Origin of the sequence: Streptococcus sp. 1643 (assembly GCF_006228325.1) — a bacterium.
Classification (GTDB): Bacteria; Bacillota; Bacilli; order Lactobacillales; family Streptococcaceae; genus Streptococcus.
Window position 1 is genome coordinate 39,067 of the sequence record NZ_CP040231.1, and the last position, 22,918, is coordinate 61,984.

22 protein-coding genes and 1 pseudogene are annotated in these 22,918 nt (G+C 43.3%); 21 read left to right on the forward strand and 2 right to left on the reverse strand.

The features are described from left to right. Nucleotides 1-66 precede the first annotated feature (66 nt). The 16 genes and pseudogenes from FD735_RS00230 to purB all read left to right on the forward strand — a co-directional run bounded on the left by FD735_RS00230 (nucleotide 67) and on the right by purB (nucleotide 16,967). Entirely contained in the window at nucleotides 67-3,792 is a 3,726-nt protein-coding gene (locus FD735_RS00230; RefSeq protein ID WP_139658206.1) for a phosphoribosylformylglycinamidine synthase, read from the forward strand. 155 nt (nucleotides 3,793-3,947) lie between these two features. Further along, nucleotides 3,948-5,390, forward strand: coding sequence for an amidophosphoribosyltransferase (gene purF, locus FD735_RS00235; RefSeq protein ID WP_139658207.1), 1,443 nt, complete (start codon nucleotides 3,948-3,950; stop codon nucleotides 5,388-5,390). 214 nt (nucleotides 5,391-5,604) lie between these two features. Then, nucleotides 5,605-6,627, forward strand: coding sequence for a phosphoribosylformylglycinamidine cyclo-ligase (purM, locus tag FD735_RS00240; RefSeq protein WP_049506272.1), 1,023 nt, complete (start codon nucleotides 5,605-5,607; stop codon nucleotides 6,625-6,627). After that, nucleotides 6,624-7,175: a phosphoribosylglycinamide formyltransferase gene (purN, locus tag FD735_RS00245; RefSeq protein ID WP_049490119.1), complete on the forward strand. Its 552-nt coding sequence runs from the start codon at nucleotides 6,624-6,626 to the stop codon at nucleotides 7,173-7,175. Before purM ends, purN begins: the two co-directional genes overlap by 4 nt. Before the next feature lie 44 nt (nucleotides 7,176-7,219). Continuing rightward, complete coding sequence (locus tag FD735_RS00250; protein ID WP_000571268.1) at nucleotides 7,220-7,684, forward strand: GNAT family N-acetyltransferase; 465 nt, start codon at nucleotides 7,220-7,222, stop codon at nucleotides 7,682-7,684. A 1-nt stretch (nucleotide 7,685) separates the two neighbouring features. Further along, on the forward strand, nucleotides 7,686-9,233 hold the full coding sequence (purH, locus tag FD735_RS00255; protein WP_061428549.1) for a bifunctional phosphoribosylaminoimidazolecarboxamide formyltransferase/IMP cyclohydrolase: 1,548 nt from the start codon (nucleotides 7,686-7,688) through the stop codon (nucleotides 9,231-9,233). Nucleotides 9,234-9,312: 79 nt separating this feature from the next. Beyond that, nucleotides 9,313-10,983, forward strand: coding sequence for a DUF6119 family protein (locus tag FD735_RS00260; protein WP_139658208.1), 1,671 nt, complete (start codon nucleotides 9,313-9,315; stop codon nucleotides 10,981-10,983). After that, complete coding sequence (locus tag FD735_RS00265) at nucleotides 10,984-11,154, forward strand: hypothetical protein (RefSeq protein WP_255296288.1); 171 nt, start codon at nucleotides 10,984-10,986, stop codon at nucleotides 11,152-11,154. It begins immediately after the preceding gene. Nucleotides 11,155-11,274: 120 nt separating this feature from the next. Next, a complete protein-coding gene (gene purD / locus FD735_RS00270; RefSeq protein WP_139658209.1) occupies nucleotides 11,275-12,537 on the forward strand; it encodes a phosphoribosylamine--glycine ligase in 1,263 nt (420 codons plus the stop codon). A 94-nt stretch (nucleotides 12,538-12,631) separates the two neighbouring features. Further along, the gene (locus FD735_RS10005; protein WP_139658210.1) at nucleotides 12,632-12,748 is read left to right on the forward strand and encodes a phosphoribosylaminoimidazole carboxylase; all 117 of its coding nucleotides are present in this window, start codon (nucleotides 12,632-12,634) and stop codon (nucleotides 12,746-12,748) included. 28 nt (nucleotides 12,749-12,776) lie between these two features. Next, nucleotides 12,777-13,265, forward strand: a complete 489-nt coding sequence (gene purE / locus FD735_RS00280) for a 5-(carboxyamino)imidazole ribonucleotide mutase (RefSeq protein WP_139658211.1) — start codon at nucleotides 12,777-12,779, stop codon at nucleotides 13,263-13,265. Next, entirely contained in the window at nucleotides 13,252-14,343 is a 1,092-nt protein-coding gene (purK, locus tag FD735_RS00285) for a 5-(carboxyamino)imidazole ribonucleotide synthase (protein ID WP_139658212.1), read from the forward strand. Before purE ends, purK begins: the two co-directional genes overlap by 14 nt. 1 nt (nucleotide 14,344) lies before the next feature. After that, nucleotides 14,345-14,608 (forward strand): hypothetical protein, encoded by a 264-nt coding sequence (locus FD735_RS00290; RefSeq protein WP_065428336.1) that lies wholly within the window; start codon nucleotides 14,345-14,347, stop codon nucleotides 14,606-14,608. Nucleotides 14,609-14,628: 20 nt separating this feature from the next. Next, a pseudogene (locus tag FD735_RS00295) lies at nucleotides 14,629-14,855 on the forward strand (phosphoribosylaminoimidazole carboxylase). 3 nt (nucleotides 14,856-14,858) lie between these two features. Continuing rightward, nucleotides 14,859-15,551, forward strand: a complete 693-nt coding sequence (locus tag FD735_RS00300) for an aspartate/glutamate racemase family protein (protein WP_139658213.1) — start codon at nucleotides 14,859-14,861, stop codon at nucleotides 15,549-15,551. 117 nt (nucleotides 15,552-15,668) lie between these two features. Next, nucleotides 15,669-16,967 (forward strand): adenylosuccinate lyase, encoded by a 1,299-nt coding sequence (gene purB, locus FD735_RS00305; RefSeq protein ID WP_139658214.1) that lies wholly within the window; start codon nucleotides 15,669-15,671, stop codon nucleotides 16,965-16,967. 57 nt (nucleotides 16,968-17,024) lie between these two features. On the opposite strand, the gene FD735_RS10010 is transcribed toward purB, so the two are convergent. Together FD735_RS10010 and FD735_RS00315 are read right to left on the reverse strand one after the other, a co-directional pair. Further along, a complete protein-coding gene (locus tag FD735_RS10010) occupies nucleotides 17,025-17,090 on the reverse strand; it encodes a hypothetical protein (protein ID WP_369689505.1) in 66 nt (21 codons plus the stop codon). A gap of 321 nt (nucleotides 17,091-17,411) precedes the next feature. Further along, nucleotides 17,412-18,128 carry a GntR family transcriptional regulator gene (locus FD735_RS00315; RefSeq protein WP_001007181.1) on the reverse strand — a complete coding sequence of 239 codons (717 nt, stop codon included), beginning with the start codon at nucleotides 18,126-18,128 and terminating at the stop codon, nucleotides 17,412-17,414. A gap of 321 nt (nucleotides 18,129-18,449) precedes the next feature. Between FD735_RS00315 and FD735_RS00320 the strand changes: the two genes are divergently transcribed. The 5 genes from FD735_RS00320 to FD735_RS00340 are packed head-to-tail and all read left to right on the forward strand — an operon-like array spanning nucleotide 18,450 to nucleotide 22,858. Then, the gene (locus FD735_RS00320; protein WP_139658215.1) at nucleotides 18,450-20,237 is read left to right on the forward strand and encodes a beta-galactosidase family protein; all 1,788 of its coding nucleotides are present in this window, start codon (nucleotides 18,450-18,452) and stop codon (nucleotides 20,235-20,237) included. Then, on the forward strand, nucleotides 20,234-20,710 hold the full coding sequence (locus tag FD735_RS00325) for a PTS system mannose/fructose/N-acetylgalactosamine-transporter subunit IIB (protein WP_000156968.1): 477 nt from the start codon (nucleotides 20,234-20,236) through the stop codon (nucleotides 20,708-20,710). Before FD735_RS00320 ends, FD735_RS00325 begins: the two co-directional genes overlap by 4 nt. A gap of 26 nt (nucleotides 20,711-20,736) precedes the next feature. Further along, nucleotides 20,737-21,642, forward strand: a complete 906-nt coding sequence (locus FD735_RS00330; RefSeq protein ID WP_139658216.1) for a PTS mannose/fructose/sorbose/N-acetylgalactosamine transporter subunit IIC — start codon at nucleotides 20,737-20,739, stop codon at nucleotides 21,640-21,642. Next, on the forward strand, nucleotides 21,629-22,450 hold the full coding sequence (locus FD735_RS00335) for a PTS system mannose/fructose/sorbose family transporter subunit IID (protein WP_000185284.1): 822 nt from the start codon (nucleotides 21,629-21,631) through the stop codon (nucleotides 22,448-22,450). The genes FD735_RS00330 and FD735_RS00335 overlap by 14 nt, the downstream gene beginning before the upstream one ends. 3 nt (nucleotides 22,451-22,453) lie before the next feature. After that, nucleotides 22,454-22,858, forward strand: a complete 405-nt coding sequence (locus tag FD735_RS00340; RefSeq protein ID WP_125450529.1) for a PTS sugar transporter subunit IIA — start codon at nucleotides 22,454-22,456, stop codon at nucleotides 22,856-22,858. Nucleotides 22,859-22,918 lie beyond the last annotated feature (60 nt).

Here is a 22,918-nt window from a genome sequence, read left to right on the forward strand (position 1 = left end):
CTGTTTGCAAGACTCTCAAGTTCGTTTGGGAATATTGCAAGAGCTGAAATAAAGGAATAAGAATTGATGAATAAACGTATTTTTGTTGAAAAAAAGGCTGATTTTCAGGTCAAGTCAGAGAGTTTGGTAAGAGAGCTCCAGCACAACTTGGGACTGTCAACCTTAAAAAGTATTCGCATTGTACAGGTTTATGATGTCTTTGATTTGGCAGAGGACTTGTTTGCACCTGCAGAGAAGCACATCTTCTCTGAGCAGGTGACGGATCATGTCTTGGACGAAGCGGCCGTGCAAGCGGATCTTGCCAACTATGCTTTCTTTGCCATTGAAAGCCTGCCTGGTCAATTTGACCAGCGTGCAGCTTCTTCACAGGAAGCCTTGCTTTTACTGGGAAGTTCAAGTGATGTAACAGTCAACACAGCCCAACTTTACTTGGTCAATAAGGATATTGATGCGACTGAGTTGGAAGCGGTCAAGAACTACCTGCTCAACCCAGTTGATTCTCGTTTCAAGGACATCACGACAGGGATTGCCAAGCAGGAATTTTCAGAGTCAGACAAGACCATTCCTAAATTGACTTTCTTTGAAAGTTATACGGCAGAAGACTTTGCTCGCTACAAGGCTGAACAAGGAATGGCAATGGAAGTAGATGATTTGCTCTTTATCCAAGACTACTTCAAGTCAATTGGGCGCGTGCCAACTGAGACTGAGCTCAAGGTATTGGATACCTACTGGTCTGACCACTGCCGTCATACAACATTCGAGACTGAGTTGAAAAACATTGATTTTTCAGCTTCTAAATTCCAAAAACAATTGCAAGCGACTTATGACAAGTATATTGCCATGCGTGATGAACTAGGTCGGTCTGAAAAGCCACAAACCTTGATGGATATGGCGACTATTTTTGGTCGTTATGAGCGTGCTAATGGTCGTTTGGACGATATGGAAGTGTCTGACGAAATCAATGCCTGCTCGGTTGAAATCGAAGTGGACGTTGATGGTGTCAAGGAACCTTGGCTCCTCATGTTCAAAAACGAAACCCACAACCACCCAACGGAAATTGAACCATTTGGTGGCGCGGCTACTTGTATCGGTGGCGCCATTCGTGACCCATTGTCAGGCCGTTCTTATGTTTACCAAGCTATGCGTATCTCAGGTGCTGGTGATATTACAGCGCCGATTTCAGAAACTCGCGCTGGTAAATTGCCACAACAAGTCATTTCGAAGACAGCGGCTCATGGTTATTCTTCGTATGGGAACCAAATTGGTCTGGCGACGACTTACGTTCGTGAATACTTCCACCCAGGTTTTGTAGCCAAACGCATGGAGCTAGGTGCAGTTGTTGGTGCGGCTCCCAAGGGCAACGTTGTCCGTGAAAAACCGGAAGCTGGTGACGTGATTATCTTGCTAGGTGGTAAGACTGGGCGTGATGGTGTCGGTGGTGCAACGGGATCTTCTAAGGTTCAAACAGTTGAGTCTGTAGAGACTGCCGGTGCTGAGGTTCAAAAAGGAAATGCCATCGAAGAGCGCAAGATCCAACGCCTTTTCCGTAATGGCGATGTCACTCGTCTCATCAAGAAGTCCAATGACTTTGGAGCAGGTGGTGTCTGTGTGGCTATCGGTGAATTGGCAGATGGTCTTGAAATTGACCTTAACAAGGTTCCTCTGAAATACCAAGGCTTGAATGGTACAGAAATTGCTATCTCTGAATCTCAAGAACGGATGGCAGTTGTGGTGCGTCCTCAAGACGTAGATGCCTTCGTTGCAGAATGTAATAAAGAAAATATTGACGCTGTTGTTGTGGCAACAGTGACTGAAAAACCAAATCTTGTCATGCACTGGAATGGTGAAACGATTGTTGACTTGGAACGTCGTTTCCTTGATACAAACGGTGTGCGCGTAGTCGTTGATGCCAAGGTTGTGGACAAGGATGCCAAACTTCCAGAAGAACGCACAACCAATGCTGACACACTTGAAGCAGATACCCTTGCAGTTCTGTCTGATTTGAACCATGCAAGTCAAAAAGGCTTGCAAACCATCTTTGACTGTTCGGTCGGTCGTTCTACAGTCAATCACCCACTTGGCGGTCGCTACCAACTCACACCAACTGAGGCATCTGTCCAGAAATTGCCAGTTCAGCACGGGGTGACCAATACTGCGTCTGTCATGGCTCAAGGGTTCAACCCTTATCTAGCAGAATGGTCTCCATATCACGGGGCTGCCTATGCAGTTATCGAAGCGACAGCTCGTTTGGTGGCTACTGGTGCCAACTGGTCCAAGGCTCGTTTCTCTTACCAAGAGTACTTCGAGCGGATGGACAAGCAAGCAGAGCGTTTCGGTCAGCCAGTAGCAGCTCTTCTAGGCTCTATCGAAGCACAAATCCAACTTGGCTTGCCATCTATCGGTGGTAAGGACTCTATGTCTGGTACCTTTGAAGAGTTGACCGTACCACCAACCTTGGTCGCCTTTGGGGTCACAACAGCAGATAGCCGTAAGGTGCTTTCTCCAGAGTTCAAGAATGTTGGTGAAAACATCTACTACATCCCAGGTCAAGCTCTTGCTGCAGAGATTGATTTTGACTTGATTAAGTCTAATTTTGCTCAATTTGAAGCCATCCAAGCTGATCACAAAGTAACATCTGCATCAGCTGTCAAATATGGCGGTGTCCTTGAAAGCTTGGCTCTTGCTACCTTTGGGAACCATATCGGTGCAGAGGTGAACTTGCCTGAACTTGAAACAGCCTTGACAGCTCAATTGGGTGGATTTGTCTTCACATCTCCTCAAGAAATTGCTGGAGTAGAGAAGATTGGACAAACAAGCGCAGACTTTACACTCCTTGTCAACGGTGTGAAGCTAGATGGACACAGACTTGACAGTGCCTTCCAAGGAAAATTAGAAGAAGTTTACCCTACTGAATTTGCACAAGCTAAAGAATTGGAAGAAGTGCCAGCTGTCGCTTCTAACGCAGTCATCAAAGCCAAGGAAACTATTGAAAAACCGGTGGTTTACATCCCAGTCTTCCCAGGAACCAACTCAGAATATGACTCAGCCAAGGCATTTGAAAAAGAAGGTGCAGAGGTTAACTTGGTGCCATTTGTAACCTTGAATGAAGAAGCAATTGTCAAGTCAGTTGAAACCATGGTTGACAATATCGGCAAGGCAAACATTCTCTTCTTTGCAGGTGGATTCTCAGCTGCGGATGAGCCGGATGGATCAGCTAAGTTTATTGTCAATATCTTGCTCAATGAAAAAGTGCGTGCAGCCATTGATGGCTTTATCGCTCGTGGTGGCTTGATTATCGGTATCTGTAATGGATTCCAAGCCCTCGTCAAATCAGGTCTTCTTCCATACGGAAACTTTGAAGATGCCAGCAGCACTAGTCCAACCCTCTTCTACAATGATGCCAACCAGCACGTGGCTAAGATGGTGGAAACGCGAATTGCCAATACCAACTCACCATGGTTGGCTGGAGTACAAGTGGGCGATATCCATGCCATTCCAGTATCGCACGGTGAAGGGAAATTTGTCGTGACGGCTGAGGAATTTGCAGAGCTCCGTGTCAATGGTCAAATCTTTAGCCAATACGTTGACTTTGACGGCAAACCAAGTATGGATTCTAAGTACAATCCGAATGGTTCGGTAAATGCCATCGAAGGAATTACCAGCAAGAATGGTCAAATCATCGGTAAAATGGGACACTCAGAACGTTATGAAGACGGTCTCTTCCAAAACATCCCAGGAAATAAAGACCAGCACCTGTTCGCGTCGGCTGTTAAATACTTTACTGGAAAGTAAGATTTGTGGTTTTTCCGATAGACAATATCAGTAATGTAAAAGCCATGTAGCTCTTGATGATTGTAAAAGGTTTGTTTTGCGAGTGAAACGAGCTTCTACCGTATCATTCGGCTCTACTGAAGGAATGATGCAAATATAAAAATTAGGTATAAAAAATGACATACGAAGTAAAATCTCTTAATGAAGAATGTGGTGTTTTTGGTATATGGGGCCATCCAGATGCTGCCAAATTGACCTATTTCGGACTCCACAGTCTTCAGCACCGTGGTCAGGAGGGGGCAGGAATCCTCTCCAATGACCAAGGGAAATTGAAGCGTCATCGTGATATGGGGCTTTTATCAGAAGTGTTCAGAAATCCAGCTAATTTGGATAAACTGACTGGAGCGAGCGCGATTGGGCATGTTCGTTATGCGACTGCTGGCGAAGCTTCTGTTGACAACATCCAGCCCTTCCTCTTTCGCTTTCATGATATGCAGTTTGGACTTGCTCACAACGGAAACTTGACCAATGCTGAATCGCTCAAGAAAGAATTGGAACAAAGAGGAGCAATTTTCAGTTCAACTTCGGACTCGGAAATTTTGGCACACCTCATTCGTCGGAGTCACAATCCGAACTTGATGGGCAAAATCAAAGAGGCGCTCAGCCTTGTCAAAGGTGGATTTGCTTATATCCTGCTGTTTGAGGACAAGTTGATTGCTGCGCTTGATCCTAATGGTTTCCGTCCACTTTCTATTGGGAAAATGGCCAACGGAGCGGTGGTGGTTTCGTCAGAAACCTGTGCTTTTGAAGTTATTGGTGCCGAGTGGATTCGTGATGTGAAACCAGGGGAAATTGTGATTGTGGATGACAATGGGATTCAGTACGATAGCTATACGAATGATACCCAGTTGGCGATTTGCTCTATGGAGTATATCTATTTTGCCCGCCCTGACTCTAATATCCATGGTGTTAATGTCCATACAGCTCGCAAACGTATGGGGGCTCAATTGGCGCGTGAGTTCAAGCACGAAGCAGATATCGTGGTCGGTGTGCCAAATTCCTCGCTCAGCGCAGCTATGGGATTTGCAGAAGAATCAGGTCTGCCAAATGAAATGGGTCTCATCAAAAACCAATACACCCAACGCACCTTTATCCAACCGACTCAAGAATTGCGGGAGCAAGGGGTGCGGATGAAACTGTCTGCTGTTTCGGGCGTTGTCAAAGGCAAACGTGTGGTGATGATTGATGATTCCATTGTTCGCGGGACGACCTCTCGCCGTATCGTTCAGCTTTTGAAAGAAGCAGGTGCGTCTGAGGTTCATGTTGCTATTGGGAGTCCAGCGCTAGCTTATCCATGTTTTTACGGGATTGATATCCAGACGCGTCAGGAGCTGATCGCGGCCAATCATACGGTCGAGGAAACTCGCCAAATCATTGGCGCAGATAGCCTGACCTATCTTTCGATTGATGGCTTGATTAATTCTATTGGCATCGAAACAGATGCGCCAAACGGTGGTCTTTGTGTCGCTTACTTTGACGGCGACTACCCAACTCCTCTCTACGACTATGAGGAAGACTATCGTAGAAGTTTGGATGAAAAGACCAGTTTTTACAAATAGACGGATAAAGACTCTCCATGAAAGGAAAGGAAGAGAAGATGACAAATAAAAATGCTTATGCTCCACGTCTCGCTACTGACTAAAAGCTAAAGCATTTGTCAGTAGACGCTTTGTCTTATGGGACCAAAGCTAGAGCCCTGACTAGTATTTTTAGATAAAATAATTGTTTATCTAAAAATACGTCGCAATCTTCTCAAAGAAAAGGAAAAATAAAATGGCAAATAAAAATGCGTATGCCCAGTCGGGTGTAGATGTTGAAGCGGGTTATGAAGTTGTTGAGCGGATCAAAAAGCATGTGGCTCGCACGGAGCGTGCGGGTGTCATGGGAGCTCTTGGTGGCTTTGGTGGCATGTTTGACCTCTCAAAAACAGGTGTCAAAGAACCGGTCTTGATTTCAGGGACTGACGGTGTCGGAACCAAGCTTATGCTGGCTATCAAGTACGAAAAGCATGACACGATTGGGCAGGACTGTGTAGCTATGTGTGTCAATGATATCATCGCTGCAGGTGCGGAGCCCCTCTATTTCCTCGACTATGTGGCGACAGGGAAGAATGAACCAGCTAAACTAGAACAAGTAGTCGCTGGTGTAGCAGAAGGCTGTGTGCAGGCTGGTGCTGCCCTCATCGGTGGTGAAACGGCTGAAATGCCTGGTATGTACGGCGAAGATGACTACGACTTGGCTGGATTTGCGGTCGGTGTGGCAGAAAAATCTCAAATCATCGACGGATCAAAAGTAGCCGAAGGTGATGTTCTTCTCGGACTTGCTTCAAGTGGGATTCACTCAAATGGTTACTCACTTGTACGTCGTGTTTTTGTGGATTACACAGGTGAAGAAGTCTTGCCAGAATTGGAAGGCAAGAAACTCAAGGAAGTCCTTCTTGAGCCGACTCGTATCTATGTCAAGGCTGTCTTGCCACTCATCAAGGAAGAGTTGGTCAACGGGATTGCCCACATCACAGGTGGTGGATTTATCGAGAATGTCCCTCGTATGTTTGCAACTGACTTGGCTGCTGAGATTGAGGAAAGCAAGGTACCAGTTTTGCCAATCTTCAAAGCCCTTGAAAAATACGGTCAGATCAAACACGAAGAAATGTTTGAAATCTTCAATATGGGTGTGGGCCTCATGTTGGCAGTTAGCCCTGAAAATGTAGACCGTGTCAAGGAATTACTGGATGAACCAGTCTATGAAATTGGTCGCATCGTCAAGAAAGAAAACGAAAGTGTCATCATCAAATGAAAAAAATAGCTGTTTTTGCCTCTGGTAACGGCTCAAACTTTCAGGTGATTGCTGAAGAATTTCCGGTTGAGTTTGTCTTTTCAGACCATCGTGACGCCTATGTGCTCGAGCGGGCAGACAAGCTCGGCGTTCTGTCCTATGCTTTTGAACTCAAGGAGTTTGAGAACAAGGCGGACTACGAAGCAGCTCTTGTCGAACTCTTGGAAGAACACCAGATTGACTTGGTTTGTCTAGCAGGCTACATGAAAATCGTTGGGCCAACTTTGCTCGCTGCTTACGAGGGTCGGATCATTAACATTCATCCAGCCTACCTACCAGAATTTCCAGGAGCTCATGGGATTGAGGACGCTTGGAATGCTGGCGTAGACCTGTCTGGAGTGACCATTCACTGGGTGGATTCGGGTGTGGATACAGGCAAGGTCATCAAACAAGTACGCGTACCACGACTAGCTGATGATACCATCGAAAGCTTTGAAGCTCGCATTCATGAGGCAGAGTACAAGTTGTATCCAGAGGTGTTGGATAGCTTGGGAGTGGAGAGAAGGTAAGAGGTAAATCAAGTTTTGATTGCGCAATCTTGCTAGGAGAAAAAATGATTGAACTGAAATTGGTAGATGAGAGCAGTTTTCAGGCAGTGCTGGATTTGAAAATATCAGAAGCTGATGAACGAGCACGTTTCGTAGCTCCAAATGTGCGCTCTTTAGCTGATGCATGGCTCTATCGGAAAAACGAAGATGTGTTTCCGATGGCAATCTATTGGGATAAGCAAGTGGTTGGCTTTCTCCTGCTAGAAATAGACAAGGATGAAGCGGAATACTTTATCTGGCGGATAATGATTGGTCAGCAGTACCAAGGAAGAGGTTATGGTCGAAAAGCCTTGGAAGTTCTAATCAAAGAGGCTCAGATGGATAGAGCTTGCAGTCATATTACCGCAGATTATGTGGTTGGAAATGAAAAAATGAAGCACCTGTTGACTAGTCTGGGTTTTCAGGAAACAGGATTTATAGAAGAAAATAACGAAGTCGCTATGCGCTTGGATCTAAAGAAAGAGGAATAGAATGACGAAAAAGGCCTTAATCAGCGTCTCAGACAAAGCGGGCATTGTTGAATTTGTCCAAGAACTCAAAAAACTTGGTTGGGATATCATCTCAACAGGTGGTACCAAAGTTGCCCTTGACAATGCTGGGGTGGAGACCATTGCAATTGATGATGTGACGGGCTTCCCAGAAATGATGGACGGTCGTGTCAAGACCCTTCACCCAAATATCCACGGTGGTCTCCTCGCTCGTCGTGATCTTGATAGCCATCTAGAGGCTGCTAAGGACAATCAGATTGAGCTCATTGATCTTGTAGTGGTCAATCTTTATCCTTTCAAGGAAACAATTCTTAAACCAGATGTGACCTATGCGGATGCCGTTGAAAACATCGATATCGGTGGGCCATCCATGCTTCGTTCAGCAGCTAAAAACCACGCTAGCGTAACGGTTGTGGTAGATCCTGCTGACTATGCTGTGGTTTTGGAAGAATTGTCAGCTAATGGCGAAACGACTTACGAAACTCGCCAACGGTTAGCGGCCAAGGTTTTCCGTCACACAGCGGCTTATGATGCCTTGATTGCAGAGTATTTCACAGCTCAAGTGGGTGAAGCAAAACCAGAAAAGCTCACTTTGACCTATGATCTCAAACAAGCCATGCGTTACGGTGAAAATCCTCAACAAGATGCCGACTTCTACCAAAAAGCTTTGCCGACTGACTACTCGATTGCTTCAGCAAAACAGCTCAACGGTAAGGAATTGTCCTTCAATAACATTCGTGATGCTGATGCGGCCATTCGTATTATTCGTGATTTCAAAGACCGTCCAACCGTTGTGGCTTTGAAACACATGAACCCGTGTGGTATCGGTCAAGCTGACGACATCGAAACTGCTTGGAATTACGCTTATGAGTCTGACCCAGTGTCTATCTTTGGTGGAATTGTCGTCCTTAACCGTGAGGTGGATGCTGCGACTGCTGAGAAGATGCACGGCGTTTTCCTTGAAATCATCATCGCACCGAGCTATACGGATGAAGCGCTAGCCATTTTGACCAACAAAAAGAAAAACTTGCGTATCCTTGCCTTGCCATTTGATGCTCAAGATGCTAGTGAAGTGGAAGCAGAGTACACAGGTGTGGTAGGTGGACTTCTTGTGCAAAACCAAGACGTGGTCAAAGAAAGCCCAGCTGACTGGCAAGTGGTGACCAAACGCCAGCCAACCGAGACAGAAGCGACTGCACTTGAGTTCGCTTGGAAAGCTATCAAGTACGTCAAATCAAACGGGATCATCGTGACGAATGACCACATGACACTTGGTGTTGGCCCAGGTCAAACCAATCGTGTGGCTTCAGTCCGTATCGCTATTGACCAAGCTAAAGACCGCCTTGACGGCGCTGTTCTTGCTTCAGATGCCTTCTTCCCATTTGCAGATAATGTGGAAGAAATCGCTAAAGCAGGAATTAAGGCCATCATCCAGCCGGGTGGCTCAGTACGTGACCAAGAGTCTATCGAAGCTGCTGACAAATACGGCTTGACTATGGTCTTCACAGGCGTGCGACATTTTAGACATTAAGAATGAATGGTAATCAAGTTTACATAGTTAATGTTATTTATGGTATTTAACAGATTGTTAATACAATATATTTTATTTGATGTTAGAGAATAAGGCCAAAATTATGAGACTAAACATTTATCGTGTAGAAACGCCTAGTTTAAGCAAAATAGCAAAATGGAAAGAATTAAAGGGCAAAATTTGTAGTGAAGGATATAATGATGTTCGGAAAGTAAAGAAAGAATTTCATAGAAAGGGTTTTGTTGCACAGATCTATGTACAACGTAAAAAAAAAGAAACAACGAGTTGGTTACATGATATCAATAATATTTTTGATGGAGAAGATTTTGTAGAAGAGTCGTTTCAAAATCATAATGCGATTATTATGATAGGTACACCAAAGTCGCTTTATCTTATTCCACAAGGAAGGAGCCACTGGTTTGTGGCAACATTATCTGATTTACAATTTGGTTTAGATTTTGCGGAACGTTCTATACAACCTTCTGAAATTAATGTAAAGGGCATTAGTTATGTAGAAAGAAACAAATTAAGAGGAGTGCTAAACTACAAAGCAAATCAAACAGATTTTCCACAAGCCAGCGAAGCTTATTTTAACATAGAAGGAAAACCTCAAAATACTATTTTTGGTAAAAATTTAAAATGTAATATATCCGTACATCTTACAAAAGATTATAAATTTGAGACTCAAAAAGATTTTGATGATTTTATAAATATTTTTAAGGAAATTGATAAACAGATATTAAGTCAACCTAATCAAGAATTTCCACGTTTTAAATTGTTGCCTCTGCACGATAAACTAAATCAAGAATTAGATGAGTATTTATTGAGAGTATTAAAAGGGAAGAAAAACGAAGAATGTGATATTTCGTTAAATAGAATAGTGACCTTAGGAGATAATATAGAATTTGTAGGGGATTCAACTATTGACATATCCATACTCAAGAATAAAAAAAGTACGACAAAACAAGTTGATTATAATTTGAATTCCATACGAGAATTTATTGTTGCTAATTTGGAGAAAATTGATCAACTTAAAAGTATTCGTATAAATTTTTTGTCAGAGGAAAGAAAGACAATAAACTTGAAAAATCTCATTTATGCTGAAATTGATTATAAAGGGGAACGATATTTTTTAGATTCTGGAAGATGGTCCACGTTCAATGAATCCTTTAAATCTTTATTGGATATACAATTGAGAGAGATTGAAGGATTAGTTTTAAGGTTGCCACAGCAACATAATTTTTCTTCAAAATGCTTTCATATGGATGAAAATAAGTTTATTTCAGAAATAATCTCAACAATGACAAAATACGAACAGTTTCATAAGAAGAATGTGTATTATAATGGAGTAGCAGTGGAAATTGGAGATTTGTTTGATAAAGACTCTGGTGAATTAATTGCTGTAAAAATGGGATTTAATACTTCAAAATCAATTTATAGTTTCGAACAGTCCATATTATCAATGCAAGTATTAAGGGATAGGATAAATAAAAGGAGAAATGCTGAGTATCTGATAAAAAAATACTCTCTAGATAAAACTTTAGTTTATAGTGCAATTGATTCAAAAAAGACTAGTGTTCTATGGATTGTTGATAAGTCAAATAAATCTATTTATGAAAGTGTCAAAAATAATAGTTTTAGCTTTTTACAGATACGTTCTATATTATTAAGATTAAAAATTTTATCATGGTATAATTATGCTAGAGAAAATGGATTTGAACCAATATTGTATATGGGAATAAATCACTAAATGATATTAGTGAGTATTTATTTCTCATACTACATCGAAGAAATCGCTAAGACAGGTATCAAGGCCATCATCCAGCCAGGTGGATCCGTCCGTGACCAAGAATCTATCGAAGCTGCTGACAAATATGGCTTGACCATGGTCTTCACAAGCGTGAGACATTTTAGACATTGAGAACGTAAAGGAAAGAAAACAGTTTCTTTCCTTTTTTGCGTAAAAATGCGGAGCAAAACAAGATTATAACGAACGTTTGTGGTATAATATTAGTAAATAATTCGCAAAAGAGGTTGAGAAATGAAACTGCTTGTTGTCGGTTCGGGTGGTCGTGAACATGCCATTGCTAAGAAGTTGCTTGAGTCAAAAGAGGTTGAAAAGGTCTTTGTAGCTCCTGGGAATGACGGGATGACTCTGGATGGTTTGGAGTTAGTAAACATCTCTATTTCCGAACATTCTAAAATGATTGAGTTTGCAAAAGCCAACGATATTGCTTGGTCCTTTATCGGGCCAGATGATGCCCTTGCTGCTGGGATTGTGGATGATTTTAACCAAGCTGGTCTCAAAGCCTTTGGTCCAACAAGATTGGCAGCGGAGCTGGAGTGGTCCAAGGATTTTGCTAAGGAAATCATGGTCAAATATGACGTTCCGACAGCAGCCTATGGCACATTTTCAGATTTCGAGGAGGCCAAGGCTTATATCGAGGAGAAAGGCGCTCCTATCGTCGTCAAGGCAGATGGATTGGCACTTGGGAAAGGTGTCGTCGTTGCCGAGACAGTCGAGCAAGCAGTCGAAGCTGCTCATGAGATGCTTTTGGACAATAAATTTGGTGACTCAGGTGCGCGTGTGGTTATCGAGGAATTCCTTGACGGAGAAGAGTGCTCTCTCTTTGCCTTTGTCAATGGGGACAAGTTCTACATCATGCCGACGGCTCAGGACCATAAACGTGCCTATGATGGCGACAAGGGTCCTAACACGGGCGGTATGGGAGCTTATGCGCCAGTTCCTCACTTACCACAGAGCGTGGTTGACACAGCGGTTGACACTATTGTCAAGCCAGTTCTTGAAGGTATGATCAAAGAAGGTCGCCCGTATCTTGGTGTCCTTTACGCGGGGCTAATTTTGACAGCTGACGGATCGAAAGTCATCGAGTTTAACGCTCGGTTCGGAGATCCTGAAACGCAAATCATCTTGCCTCGTTTGACATCTGACTTTGCACAAAATATCACGGATATTCTCGATGGCAAGCAGCCAAACATCACGTGGACGGACAAGGGTGTGACTCTGGGTGTGGTTGTCGCATCCAAGGGCTACCCGCTAGACTATGAAAAAGGTGTTAAGCTTCCATCCAAGACCGAAGGCGACATTATCACCTACTATGCTGGAGCTAAGTTTGCGGAAAATAGCAGAGCGCTGCTCTCAAACGGCGGACGAGTTTATATGCTCGTCACCACAGCCGACACCGTCAAAGAAGCCCAAGAAACTATCTACCAAGAACTCTCCCAACAAAAAACAGAAGGCCTCTTTTACCGAACAGATATCGGAAGCAAGGCTGTTAAGTAAAGATATAAGAATAACGCGACGAAGTCGCCAAATACGCTAATGGTTGCATAACTTGCGAGCATTAGCGAGCAATAAAATAACAATCACCGCCGTCGTGAAAGAACGATTGGCTTATAATCCAATCGTTCAGGGAAATCGGAAGACCTTGGGCTTCCGATTTAGGCATGAGACACCTTTGGTGGTTGCTGCCGTCCCTCACAACCTAAGGTGATTGTTGAAAGGAAGAAAAAGGAGAAGAAATGAAACCAGTAATTTCCATCATCATGGGCTCAAAATCCGACTGGGCAACCATGCAAAAAACTGCCGAAGTCCTGGACCGCTTCGGTGTAGCCTACGAAAAGAAAGTTGTCTCTGCCCACCGTACTCCAGACCTCATGTTCAGACATGCGGAGGAAGCTCGTAGCCGTGGTATCAAGGTCATTATCGCAGGTGCAGGTGGCGCAGCCCATTTGCCAGGTATGGTAGCTGCCAAAACAACTCTTCCTGTCATCGGTGTACCCGTCAAATCGCGCGCTCTTAGTGGCGTGGACTCGCTCTACTCTATCGTACAGATGCCGGGCGGTGTGCCTGTTGCGACAATGGCTATCGGTGAGGCAGGCGCGACCAATGCGGCCCTCTTTGCCCTCCGTCTCCTATCAGTAGAGGAACAGGCTATCGCGACAGCATTGGCTGATTTCGCAGAAGAGCAAGGGAAAATCGCAGAGGAGTCTACCAATGAGCTCATCTAAAACAATCGGAATTATCGGTGGTGGTCAGCTGGGTCAGATGATGGCCATTTCTGCTATCTACATGGGGCACAAGGTTATCGCGCTGGATCCTGCGGCGGATTGCCCAGCCTCTCGCGTGGCGGAGATCATCGTGGCACCTTATAATGATGTGGACGCTCTCCGTCAGTTGGCGGAGCGTTGCGATGTCCTCACCTATGAATTTGAAAATGTCGATGCTGACGGTTTAGATGCCGTTATCAAGGATGGGCAGCTCCCTCAAGGGACGGACCTGCTCCGCATTTCTCAAAATCGGATTTTTGAAAAGGATTTTCTCGCAAACAAGGCTCAAGTCACTGTTGCGCCCTACAAGGTTGTGACTTCTAGCCAAGATTTGGCAGATATAGACCTGTCGAAAACCTATGTCCTCAAGACGGCGACTGGTGGCTATGACGGGCATGGACAAAAGGTTATTCGCTCAGAAGCAGACTTGGAAGAAGCCTATGCGCTAGCAGATTCAGCAGATTGTGTCTTGGAAGAATTTGTCAACTTTGACCTTGAGATTTCTGTCATCGTGTCTGGTAATGGCAAGGACGTGACGGTTTTCCCAGTTCAGGAAAATATCCACCGCAACAATATCCTGTCTAAGACCATTGTGCCTGCTCGCATTTCTGAAAGTTTAGCTGAGAAAGCCAAAGCTATGGCAGTGAGAATCGCTGAGCAACTCAACTTGTCTGGAACGCTCTGTGTGGAAATGTTTGCGACAGCTGATGACATCATCGTCAATGAAATCGCCCCACGTCCACACAACTCAGGGCACTACTCTATAGAAGCCTGCGACTTCTCCCAGTTTGATACTCATATTCTGGGTGTTCTCGGAGCACCATTGCCAGCTATCCGCCTACATGATCCAGCTGTTATGCTCAATGTTCTCGGCCAGCATGTCGAGGGTGCTGAAAAGTATGTCGCAGAAAATCCAAGCGCCCACCTCCACCTGTATGGTAAAATAGAAGCGAAGCACAACCGCAAGATGGGGCATGTGACTTTGTTTAGTGATGTACCGGATAGTGTGGTTGAGTTTGGTGAGGGGATTGATTTTTGAAATGGCAGAAGAATTTGATGAATTGCTAGATGATGAAATAACGACCGTAACACTGACTTATACGGACGATTTGATTGTTCCAGAGATTGCGGATAGAGAGGGGATTCATATTTTAGAGAGAGCTGGCAATCAGCTAGTCTTAGAATATTCTTGTTCTGTGAAGGAAGTAAAGGATTATCTGAGTAGTTACGGCCTGCCTAGACATCCTGAGAGAATTTCATTTGAATTTTCTATACATGAAGACTCAGAAAATGATAATCTTTAAAGCTAAATGGAGACCAGTTTATGATTCAAATCATCGTAAACGCTTTTGTGGAAGAAGGCAAAGAAACTGCTGTTGTGGAAGTGCTCTTTGCCAGTGCCGACCATGAAAAAGTAAAAGCCAATATCAGGAATTAAAGATTCAATATCCAAACAATTATCTGGCTATCTATGATTTGCCATTGGATACAGATCTGAGTAGCTTGCCACACTATCCGTCGGTTGTGATAAGCAAGGAGGAGTTTAATTAGCCTATGAAAACTATTGGTCTGATTGGTGGTATGAGTTGGGAAAGTACCACATCTTACTACCAAATTATCAACGAAACCATCAAAAAAGAGCTGGGTGGCTTGCATTCAGCTAAGATTCTACTTTATAGTGTTGATTTTGCAGAGATTGAGCATTATCAAGCAGTTGGAGACTGGGAGAAAAGTGGTCAACTTTTGACAGATATTGCTCAGCGCTTGGAGCAAGCTGGTGCAGATTTCATTGTTATTTGTACCAACACCATGCACAAGGTTTCTCCGCAGATACAAGAAAAGATTACGATTCCAATCTTGCATATTGCGCAGGCAACTGCGCAGGCCTTGTTGGCTGACGGTATTCAAAAAGTCGGCCTCCTAGGGACCAAGTACACCATGACTCAAGATTTTTACAAGGAGAAATTAATAGAGTCTGGGTTAGAAGTGCTGATTCCAGACCAAGCTGGAATTACAGAGGTCAATCGGATTATTTATGACGAGCTCTGCCTAGGGGACATCAAAGAAAGCTCAAAGCGGACTTATCTTGCCGTTATAGATGATTTGAAAAAAGCAGGCGCGGAAGCTGTTATCTTGGGTTGTACCGAGATTGGTCTTCTCGTCAAGCAATCCGACACCGACCTGCCACTCTACGACACAACAGTGATTCATGCAGAGAAAGCGGCGGAGTGGGCGGTAAATAAGTGACAATCGTAAAATGAAACATGTGATGAGATTGGGTGAAGATGTAAATGAATCTATCATTAGACGAATTTAAATCTTAGAACTTAAAGATAAATATGCAGAACAGGAGAAAAACAAACAATGATTAACCGTTACTCTCGCCCTGAAATGGCGAACATTTGGAGTGAAGAAAATAAATACCGTGCTTGGCTTGAGGTGGAAATCTTGGCTGATGAGGCATGGGCTGAGTTGGGGGAAATCCCTAAGGAAGATGTGGCTTTGATTCGCGAAAAGGCGGACTTTAACATTGACCGTATTTTGGAGATCGAGCAGGAGACGCGTCACGATGTGGTGGCTTTCACACGTGCGGTTTCTGAGACTCTTGGCGAAGAGCGCAAGTGGGTTCACTATGGTTTGACATCTACTGACGTGGTGGATACTGCCTACGGTTACCTCTACAAGCAGGCCAACGACATTATCCGTCGTGACCTTGAAAACTTCACCAGTATAATTGCTGATAAGGCTAAGGAGCACAAGTTCACTATCATGATGGGGCGTACCCACGGTGTGCATGCGGAACCTACAACCTTTGGTCTTAAATTGGCGACTTGGTACAGCGAAATGAAGCGCAATATCGAGCGTTTCGAGCATGCGGCTGCTGGTGTGGAAGCCGGCAAGATTTCGGGTGCGGTTGGTAACTTTGCCAACATCCCACCATTTGTAGAGCAATACGTATGCGACAAGCTTGGTATCCGTGCTCAAGAAATCTCTACACAGGTCCTTCCTCGTGACCTTCACGCTGAGTACTTTGCAGTTCTTGCTAGCATCGCGACTTCAATCGAACGTATGGCAACTGAGATCCGTGGTCTACAAAAATCTGAGCAACGCGAAGTGGAAGAGTTCTTTGCCAAAGGGCAAAAAGGCTCATCTGCGATGCCTCACAAGCGCAACCCTATCGGTTCTGAGAACATGACAGGTCTTGCGCGTGTTATCCGTGGGCATATGATTACTGCCTATGAAAACGTCGCTCTCTGGCACGAACGTGATATTTCTCACTCATCAGCTGAGCGCATCATCACACCGGACACGACCATTTTGATTGACTACATGCTTAACCGTTTCGGAAATATCGTCAAGAACTTGACGGTCTTCCCAGAAAACATGATCCGCAACATGAACTCTACGTTTGGTCTGATCTTTAGCCAACGTGCCATGTTGACCTTGATTGAAAAAGGTATGACCCGTGAGCAAGCCTATGACTTGGTGCAACCAAAAACAGCCTACTCTTGGGATAACCAAGTAGACTTTAAACCGCTTCTAGAAGCAGATCCAGAAGTGACATCACGCCTCACTCAAGAGGAGATTGATGAAATCTTCAACCCTCTTTACTACACTAAACGAGTGGATGATATCTTTGAACGTATCGGACTTGGTGATTAATTCTAACAATAAAAAGCGAGATTCAATCTCGCTTTTTTGTATGCTTATCGAAGGGGGTTAATCCTCTTTTTTCTTAGTGAGTTCGTAGGCTGCTAGTGTGGCCATGAGTCCTACTGCGACCAAGCCTGCAGAGTTTTGACTTCCTGTTGCAGGGAGTTGTTTTTCTTCTGCTTTGCTAGTAGTTGGTTCACCCTTTTATTTTATTATCTCAGGAGTAAAATGTCAAGTGGATTTATATAATAACTATAATAAATAGAGGAAATCATAAGATTTAGAAGAAATTTGTCAATAAGGCATAAAATAGAGGAAAAACCAAACGAAATTTTACCTTGTTTTTAGTAAAAATGCTACTAATTAAATAAGAGCCCTTCATAGCGTTTTCCCAACTTCTTTCTCGTGCTATAATGAATATAGAAAAAGCCTGAGCTAGGCTCAGGCTTTTTCTTAATGACCTCGGTTACATGAGATGAATTTGATTTTGTAGTAGTCTGCTCGCTTATAAGTTTCACTATAGGCAAGGACTTGGCCAGTGGCTTCAAGTTTTGTAGTCTTCGTTTGGAAGACAGTTGGGAATTGTGTATCGATTCCGAGTACAGAAGCAGCATGCTCTGGTGTTGGGAATGCGATTTCGTTGATTTCCTCAAAATGTTCATCACTCATGTGAATGCGGTAATCCAATTTGAAACGTGTATAGATAGAGCTATAATAGTCAAGATTTGGATAGTTGGCATTGATGTATTGCTCAGGAATATAAGATGTGTGGTAGATGTATGTTACGTCATTTGTCTGACGAATACGTTCAATCTTATAGTAGAATTGATCTCCACGTAGTCCAAGTTTATCTAAATATTCAAGTTTGTTTCCGCGCTCGATAGAAAGGACAGTAACTTTATCGTCTTTTGTTTCAAAGATTTCGACATCTGAAAACTCAACGAGTTTGTGCTTGCGGGCACGTGAAACGAAAGTACCTTTACCTTGTTGGCGGACAATGTAGCCGTCTTTAGCAAGGTCGTTCAAGGCACGAACAACTGTGATTGAACTCACATCGTACATCGCGATCAATTCGGCTTCTGTATAAAATTTATCTCCACTTGCAAATTGACCAGAGATGATTTTGTTTTTTAATTCATCTTTAATATATTGGTATTTAGGAATAGCCATAAATTTCACCTCGATTCTCTTTCTCCAATTTTGATTTTACCACAAATATAGAGAAAAGAGTAGTATTAAGGTCAAAAAATTAAAATAATAGACTAAAAATGTTATTTTACATGTAAAAAAATTCATTTGATGTTCTTGTGAATTATCATACATAAAAAGATCGTTTTCATGCTATTTTTAGATAATTTCGGTAAACGGTAAGTAAAAAAATAGAAAAATTTTAAATAATTTTCTAAAACCTATTGACAAATGCAAAAGATTTGATTATAGTTAATATTATAATAAATGAAAGCGCAAACTTAATTCGTCAGAGGTAACAACATGACAAGATTTAAAATTGAGGACGATTTCTATTTAGACGGAAAACCGTTCAAGATTTTATCCGGCGCCATTCATTATTTTAGGATTCCAGCAGAGGATTGGTATCATTCGCTCTATAACTTAAAGGCGCTTGGCTTTAATACAGTCGAGACTTATGTGGCTTGGAATTTACACGAACCTGTTGAAGGGGAGTTTGATTTTGAAGGTGCCAGAAATTTGGAGAGATTTCTTCAAATTGCACAAGATCTGGGTCTCTATGCCATTGTACGCCCGTCTCCATTTATCTGCGCGGAATGGGAATTTGGTGGCTTGCCGGCTTGGCTCTTGACAAAGGGCGTGCGAATTCGCTCGTCCGACCCGGCCTACATCGAGGCTGTTGCTCGCTATTATGACCAATTATTGCCAAGGCTTGTGCCTCGCTTGTTGGATAATGGCGGAAACATTCTTATGATGCAAGTCGAAAATGAATATGGCTCTTATGGAGAAGATAAGTCTTATCTACGAGCGATTCGGAAATTGATGGAAGACCGAGGGATTGATTGCCCACTCTTTACTTCAGATGGTCCATGGAGGGCTACTCTGAAAGCCGGAACCTTGATCGAAGACGATCTCTTTGTGACAGGGAACTTCGGTTCTAAAGCTCCATACAACTTCTCACAAATGCAAGAATTCTTTGATGAGTATGGCAAAAAATGGCCCCTCATGTGTATGGAATTCTGGGATGGCTGGTTCAACCGTTGGAAAGAACCCATCATCACTCGTGATCCTAAAGAATTGGCAGAAGCTGTTCGAGAGGTATTGGAGCAAGGCTCTATCAACCTTTACATGTTCCATGGAGGGACAAACTTTGGTTTCATGAATGGTTGCTCGGCTCGAGGAACTCTGGATTTGCCACAAGTCACATCTTATGACTATGATGCCCTTCTCGATGAAGAAGGAAATCCAACTGCTAAATACTTAGCAGTCAAGAAGATGATGGCAACCCACTTCCCAGAGTATCCACAGTTGGAACCACTCTATAAGGAAAGCATGGAGATAGGGTCCATTCCATTGGTCGAAAAAGTTTCCTTGTTTGAAACCCTGGATAATCTCTCTAGTCCTACTGAAAGCCTCTATCCAAAAGCGATGGAAGAACTTGGTCAAAGTTATGGCTACCTTCTCTACCGCACTGAGGCAAGTTGGGATGCAGAAGAGGAACGTCTCCGTATCATCGATGGACGTGACCGAGCTCAACTCTTTGTAGATGGTCAATGGATTGCTACTCAATACCAGACAGAGATTGGTGAAGATATCTACTGTAAGGGCAACCGAGAAGGCTTTTCAGAAATTGACATCTTGATCGAAAATATGGGGCGTGTCAACTACGGTCATAAGTTCTTGGCAGATACGCAGCGTAAAGGAATTCGTACAGGTGTCTGCAAGGATCTACACTTCATGTTAAATTGGAAACAATATCCACTTCCGTTGGATAATCCTGAGAAAATTGATTTTTCAAAAGGATGGACAGAAGGACAACCGGCCTTTTACGCTTTCGACTTTACCGTTGAAGAGCCTAAGGATACCTACTTAGATTTATCTGAGTTTGGTAAGGGAGTTGCCTTTGTCAACGGGCGTCACCTAGGACGTTTCTGGAATGTCGGCCCGACCCTCTCACTTTATATCCCTCATAGCTATCTCAAGCAAGGTGATAACCGCATCATCATCTTTGAAACTGAAGGTGAATATAAAGAAGAGATTCATTTAACTCGTAAACCTACACTAAAACACATAAAGGGGGAAAACTTATGACAATTGTAGGATGCCGTATCGATGGACGTTTGATCCACGGTCAAGTAGCCAATCTTTGGGCTGGAAAATTAAATGTTTCACGCATTATGGTTGTAGACGACGAAGTTGTTAACAACGATATTGAAAAGAGTGGTTTGAAGCTTGCGACACCACCAGGTGTGAAACTCAGTATCTTGCCAGTTGAGAAAGCAGCAGCAAATATCCTTGCTGGTAAATACGATAGCCAACGTCTCTTTATCGTTGCACGTAAACCAGACCGTTTCCTTGGTTTGGTCGAAGCAGGTGTTCCGCTTGAAACACTTAACGTCGGCAATATGTCTCAAACACCAGAAACTCGCTCTATCACGCGTTCTATCAACGTGGTAGACAAGGATGTGGAAGACTTCCACAAACTGGCAGAAAAAGGTGTTAAACTCACTGCTCAAATGGTTCCAAACGATCCCGTATCAGACTTTTTGAGCTTATTAAAATAGGAAAAAATTTTTAGGAGGTCATTGTTATGATACAATGGTGGCAAATTTTACTTCTCACTTTGTACTCAGCTTATCAAATCTGTGATGAGTTGACAATCGTTTCATCTGCAGGTTCCCCTGTATTCGCTGGTTTCATTACTGGTTTGATCATGGGAGATGTGACAACTGGTTTGTTTATCGGTGGTAACTTGCAGTTGTTCGTTCTCGGGGTTGGTACCTTCGGTGGTGCTTCTCGTATCGACGCAACTTCTGGTGCGGTTCTTGCAACAGCATTCTCTATCTCTCAAGGTATTGATACAGACCTTGCGATTACAACAATCGCTGTACCAGTAGCAGCACTTTTGACATACTTCGACGTTCTTGGACGTATGACAACTACTTTCTTTGCACACCGTATTGATGCTGCGATCGAACGCTTTGACTACAATGGTATCGAACGCAACTACCTACTTGGTGCGCTTCCATGGGCTCTTTCTCGTGCCCTTCCAGTATTCTTCGCCCTTGCTTTTGGTGGAGAATTCGTACAAGGTGTTGTAAACCTTGTTAAAGAATACCAATGGGTTGCAGACGGTTTGACACTTGCAGGTCGTATGCTTCCAGGTCTTGGATTTGCAATCTTGCTTCGTTACCTTCCAGTTAAACGTAACCTTCACTACCTTGCAATGGGATTCGGTTTGACAGCTATGTTGACTGTTCTTTACTCATATGTAACAGGTCTTGGTGGCGCTGTTGCGGGTATCCTTGGTACTCTTCCTGCTGATGTTGCTGAAAAGATTGGCTTTGCTAACAACTTCAAAGGTTTGTCTATGATCGGTATCTCTATCGTAGGTATCTTCCTTGCAGTTGTTCACTTTAAGAACAGCCAAAAAGTAGCTGTAGCAGCACCTTCTACACCATCAGAAAGTGGGGAAATCGAAGATGACGAATTCTAATTACAAACTTACAAAAGAAGATTTTAATCAAATCAACAAACGTAGCTTGTTTACTTTCCAATTAGGTTGGAACTACGAACGTATGCAAGCTTCTGGTTACCTTTACATGATCTTGCCTCAATTGCGTAAAATGTATGGGGATGGAACTCCTGAATTGAAAGAAATGATGAAAGTTCATACTCAATTCTTCAATACTTCACCATTCTTCCACACAATTATCGCTGGTTTTGACCTTGCCATGGAAGAAAAAGATGGTGTGGGTTCAAAAGATGCCGTTAACGGTATCAAGACAGGTTTGATGGGACCATTTGCTCCTCTTGGAGATACAATCTTTGGTTCACTTGTACCTGCTATCATGGGATCTATCGCAGCAACTATGGCTATCGCTGGCCAACCATGGGGTATCTTCCTTTGGATCGCAGTTGCAGTTGCTTATGACATCTTCCGTTGGAAACAATTGGAATTTGCCTACAAAGAAGGGGTTAACCTTATCAACAACATGCAAAGTACTTTGACAGCTTTGATTGATGCTGCATCTGTACTTGGTGTCTTCATGATGGGTGCTCTTGTAGCAACAATGATCAACTTTGACATTTCTTACAAATTGCCAATCGGTGAAAAGATGATTGACTTCCAAGACATCTTGAACTCAATCTTCCCACGCTTGCTTCCAGCAATCTTTACTGCCTTTATCTTCTGGTTGCTTGGTAAGAAAGGTATGAACTCTACTAAAGCGATCGGTATCATTATCGTTCTTGCAGTAGGTCTTTCATTCATCGGTAAATTCTTGCTTGGAATGGGCGCATAATTTATGAGTAAATCATTAATTTTGGTGAGTCATGGTCGTTTCTGTGAAGAACTTAAAGGTAGCACAGAAATGATCATGGGTCCACAGGACAACATTCATGCGGTGGCTCTTCTTCCAGAAGATGGTCCAGAAGAATTTACTGCAAAATTTGAAGCTGCTATCGAAGGATTGGATGATTTCCTAGTCTTTGCGGACCTTCTCGGTGGAACACCATGTAACGTGGTGAGCCGTTTGATCATGGAAGGTCGCGACATTGAACTCTACGCAGGGATGAATCTTCCAATGGTGATTGAATTTATCAATGCGAGCCTTACAGGCGCAGATGCGGACTATAAGAGCCGTGCTGCAGAAAGCATTGTGAGAGTCAACGATCTGTTAGCGGGCTTTGATGATGACGAAGATGAATAAGATGTGACAACGTGAAAATCGTTAGAACAGCTTGTATAGAATAAACATGGGAATGGGAGT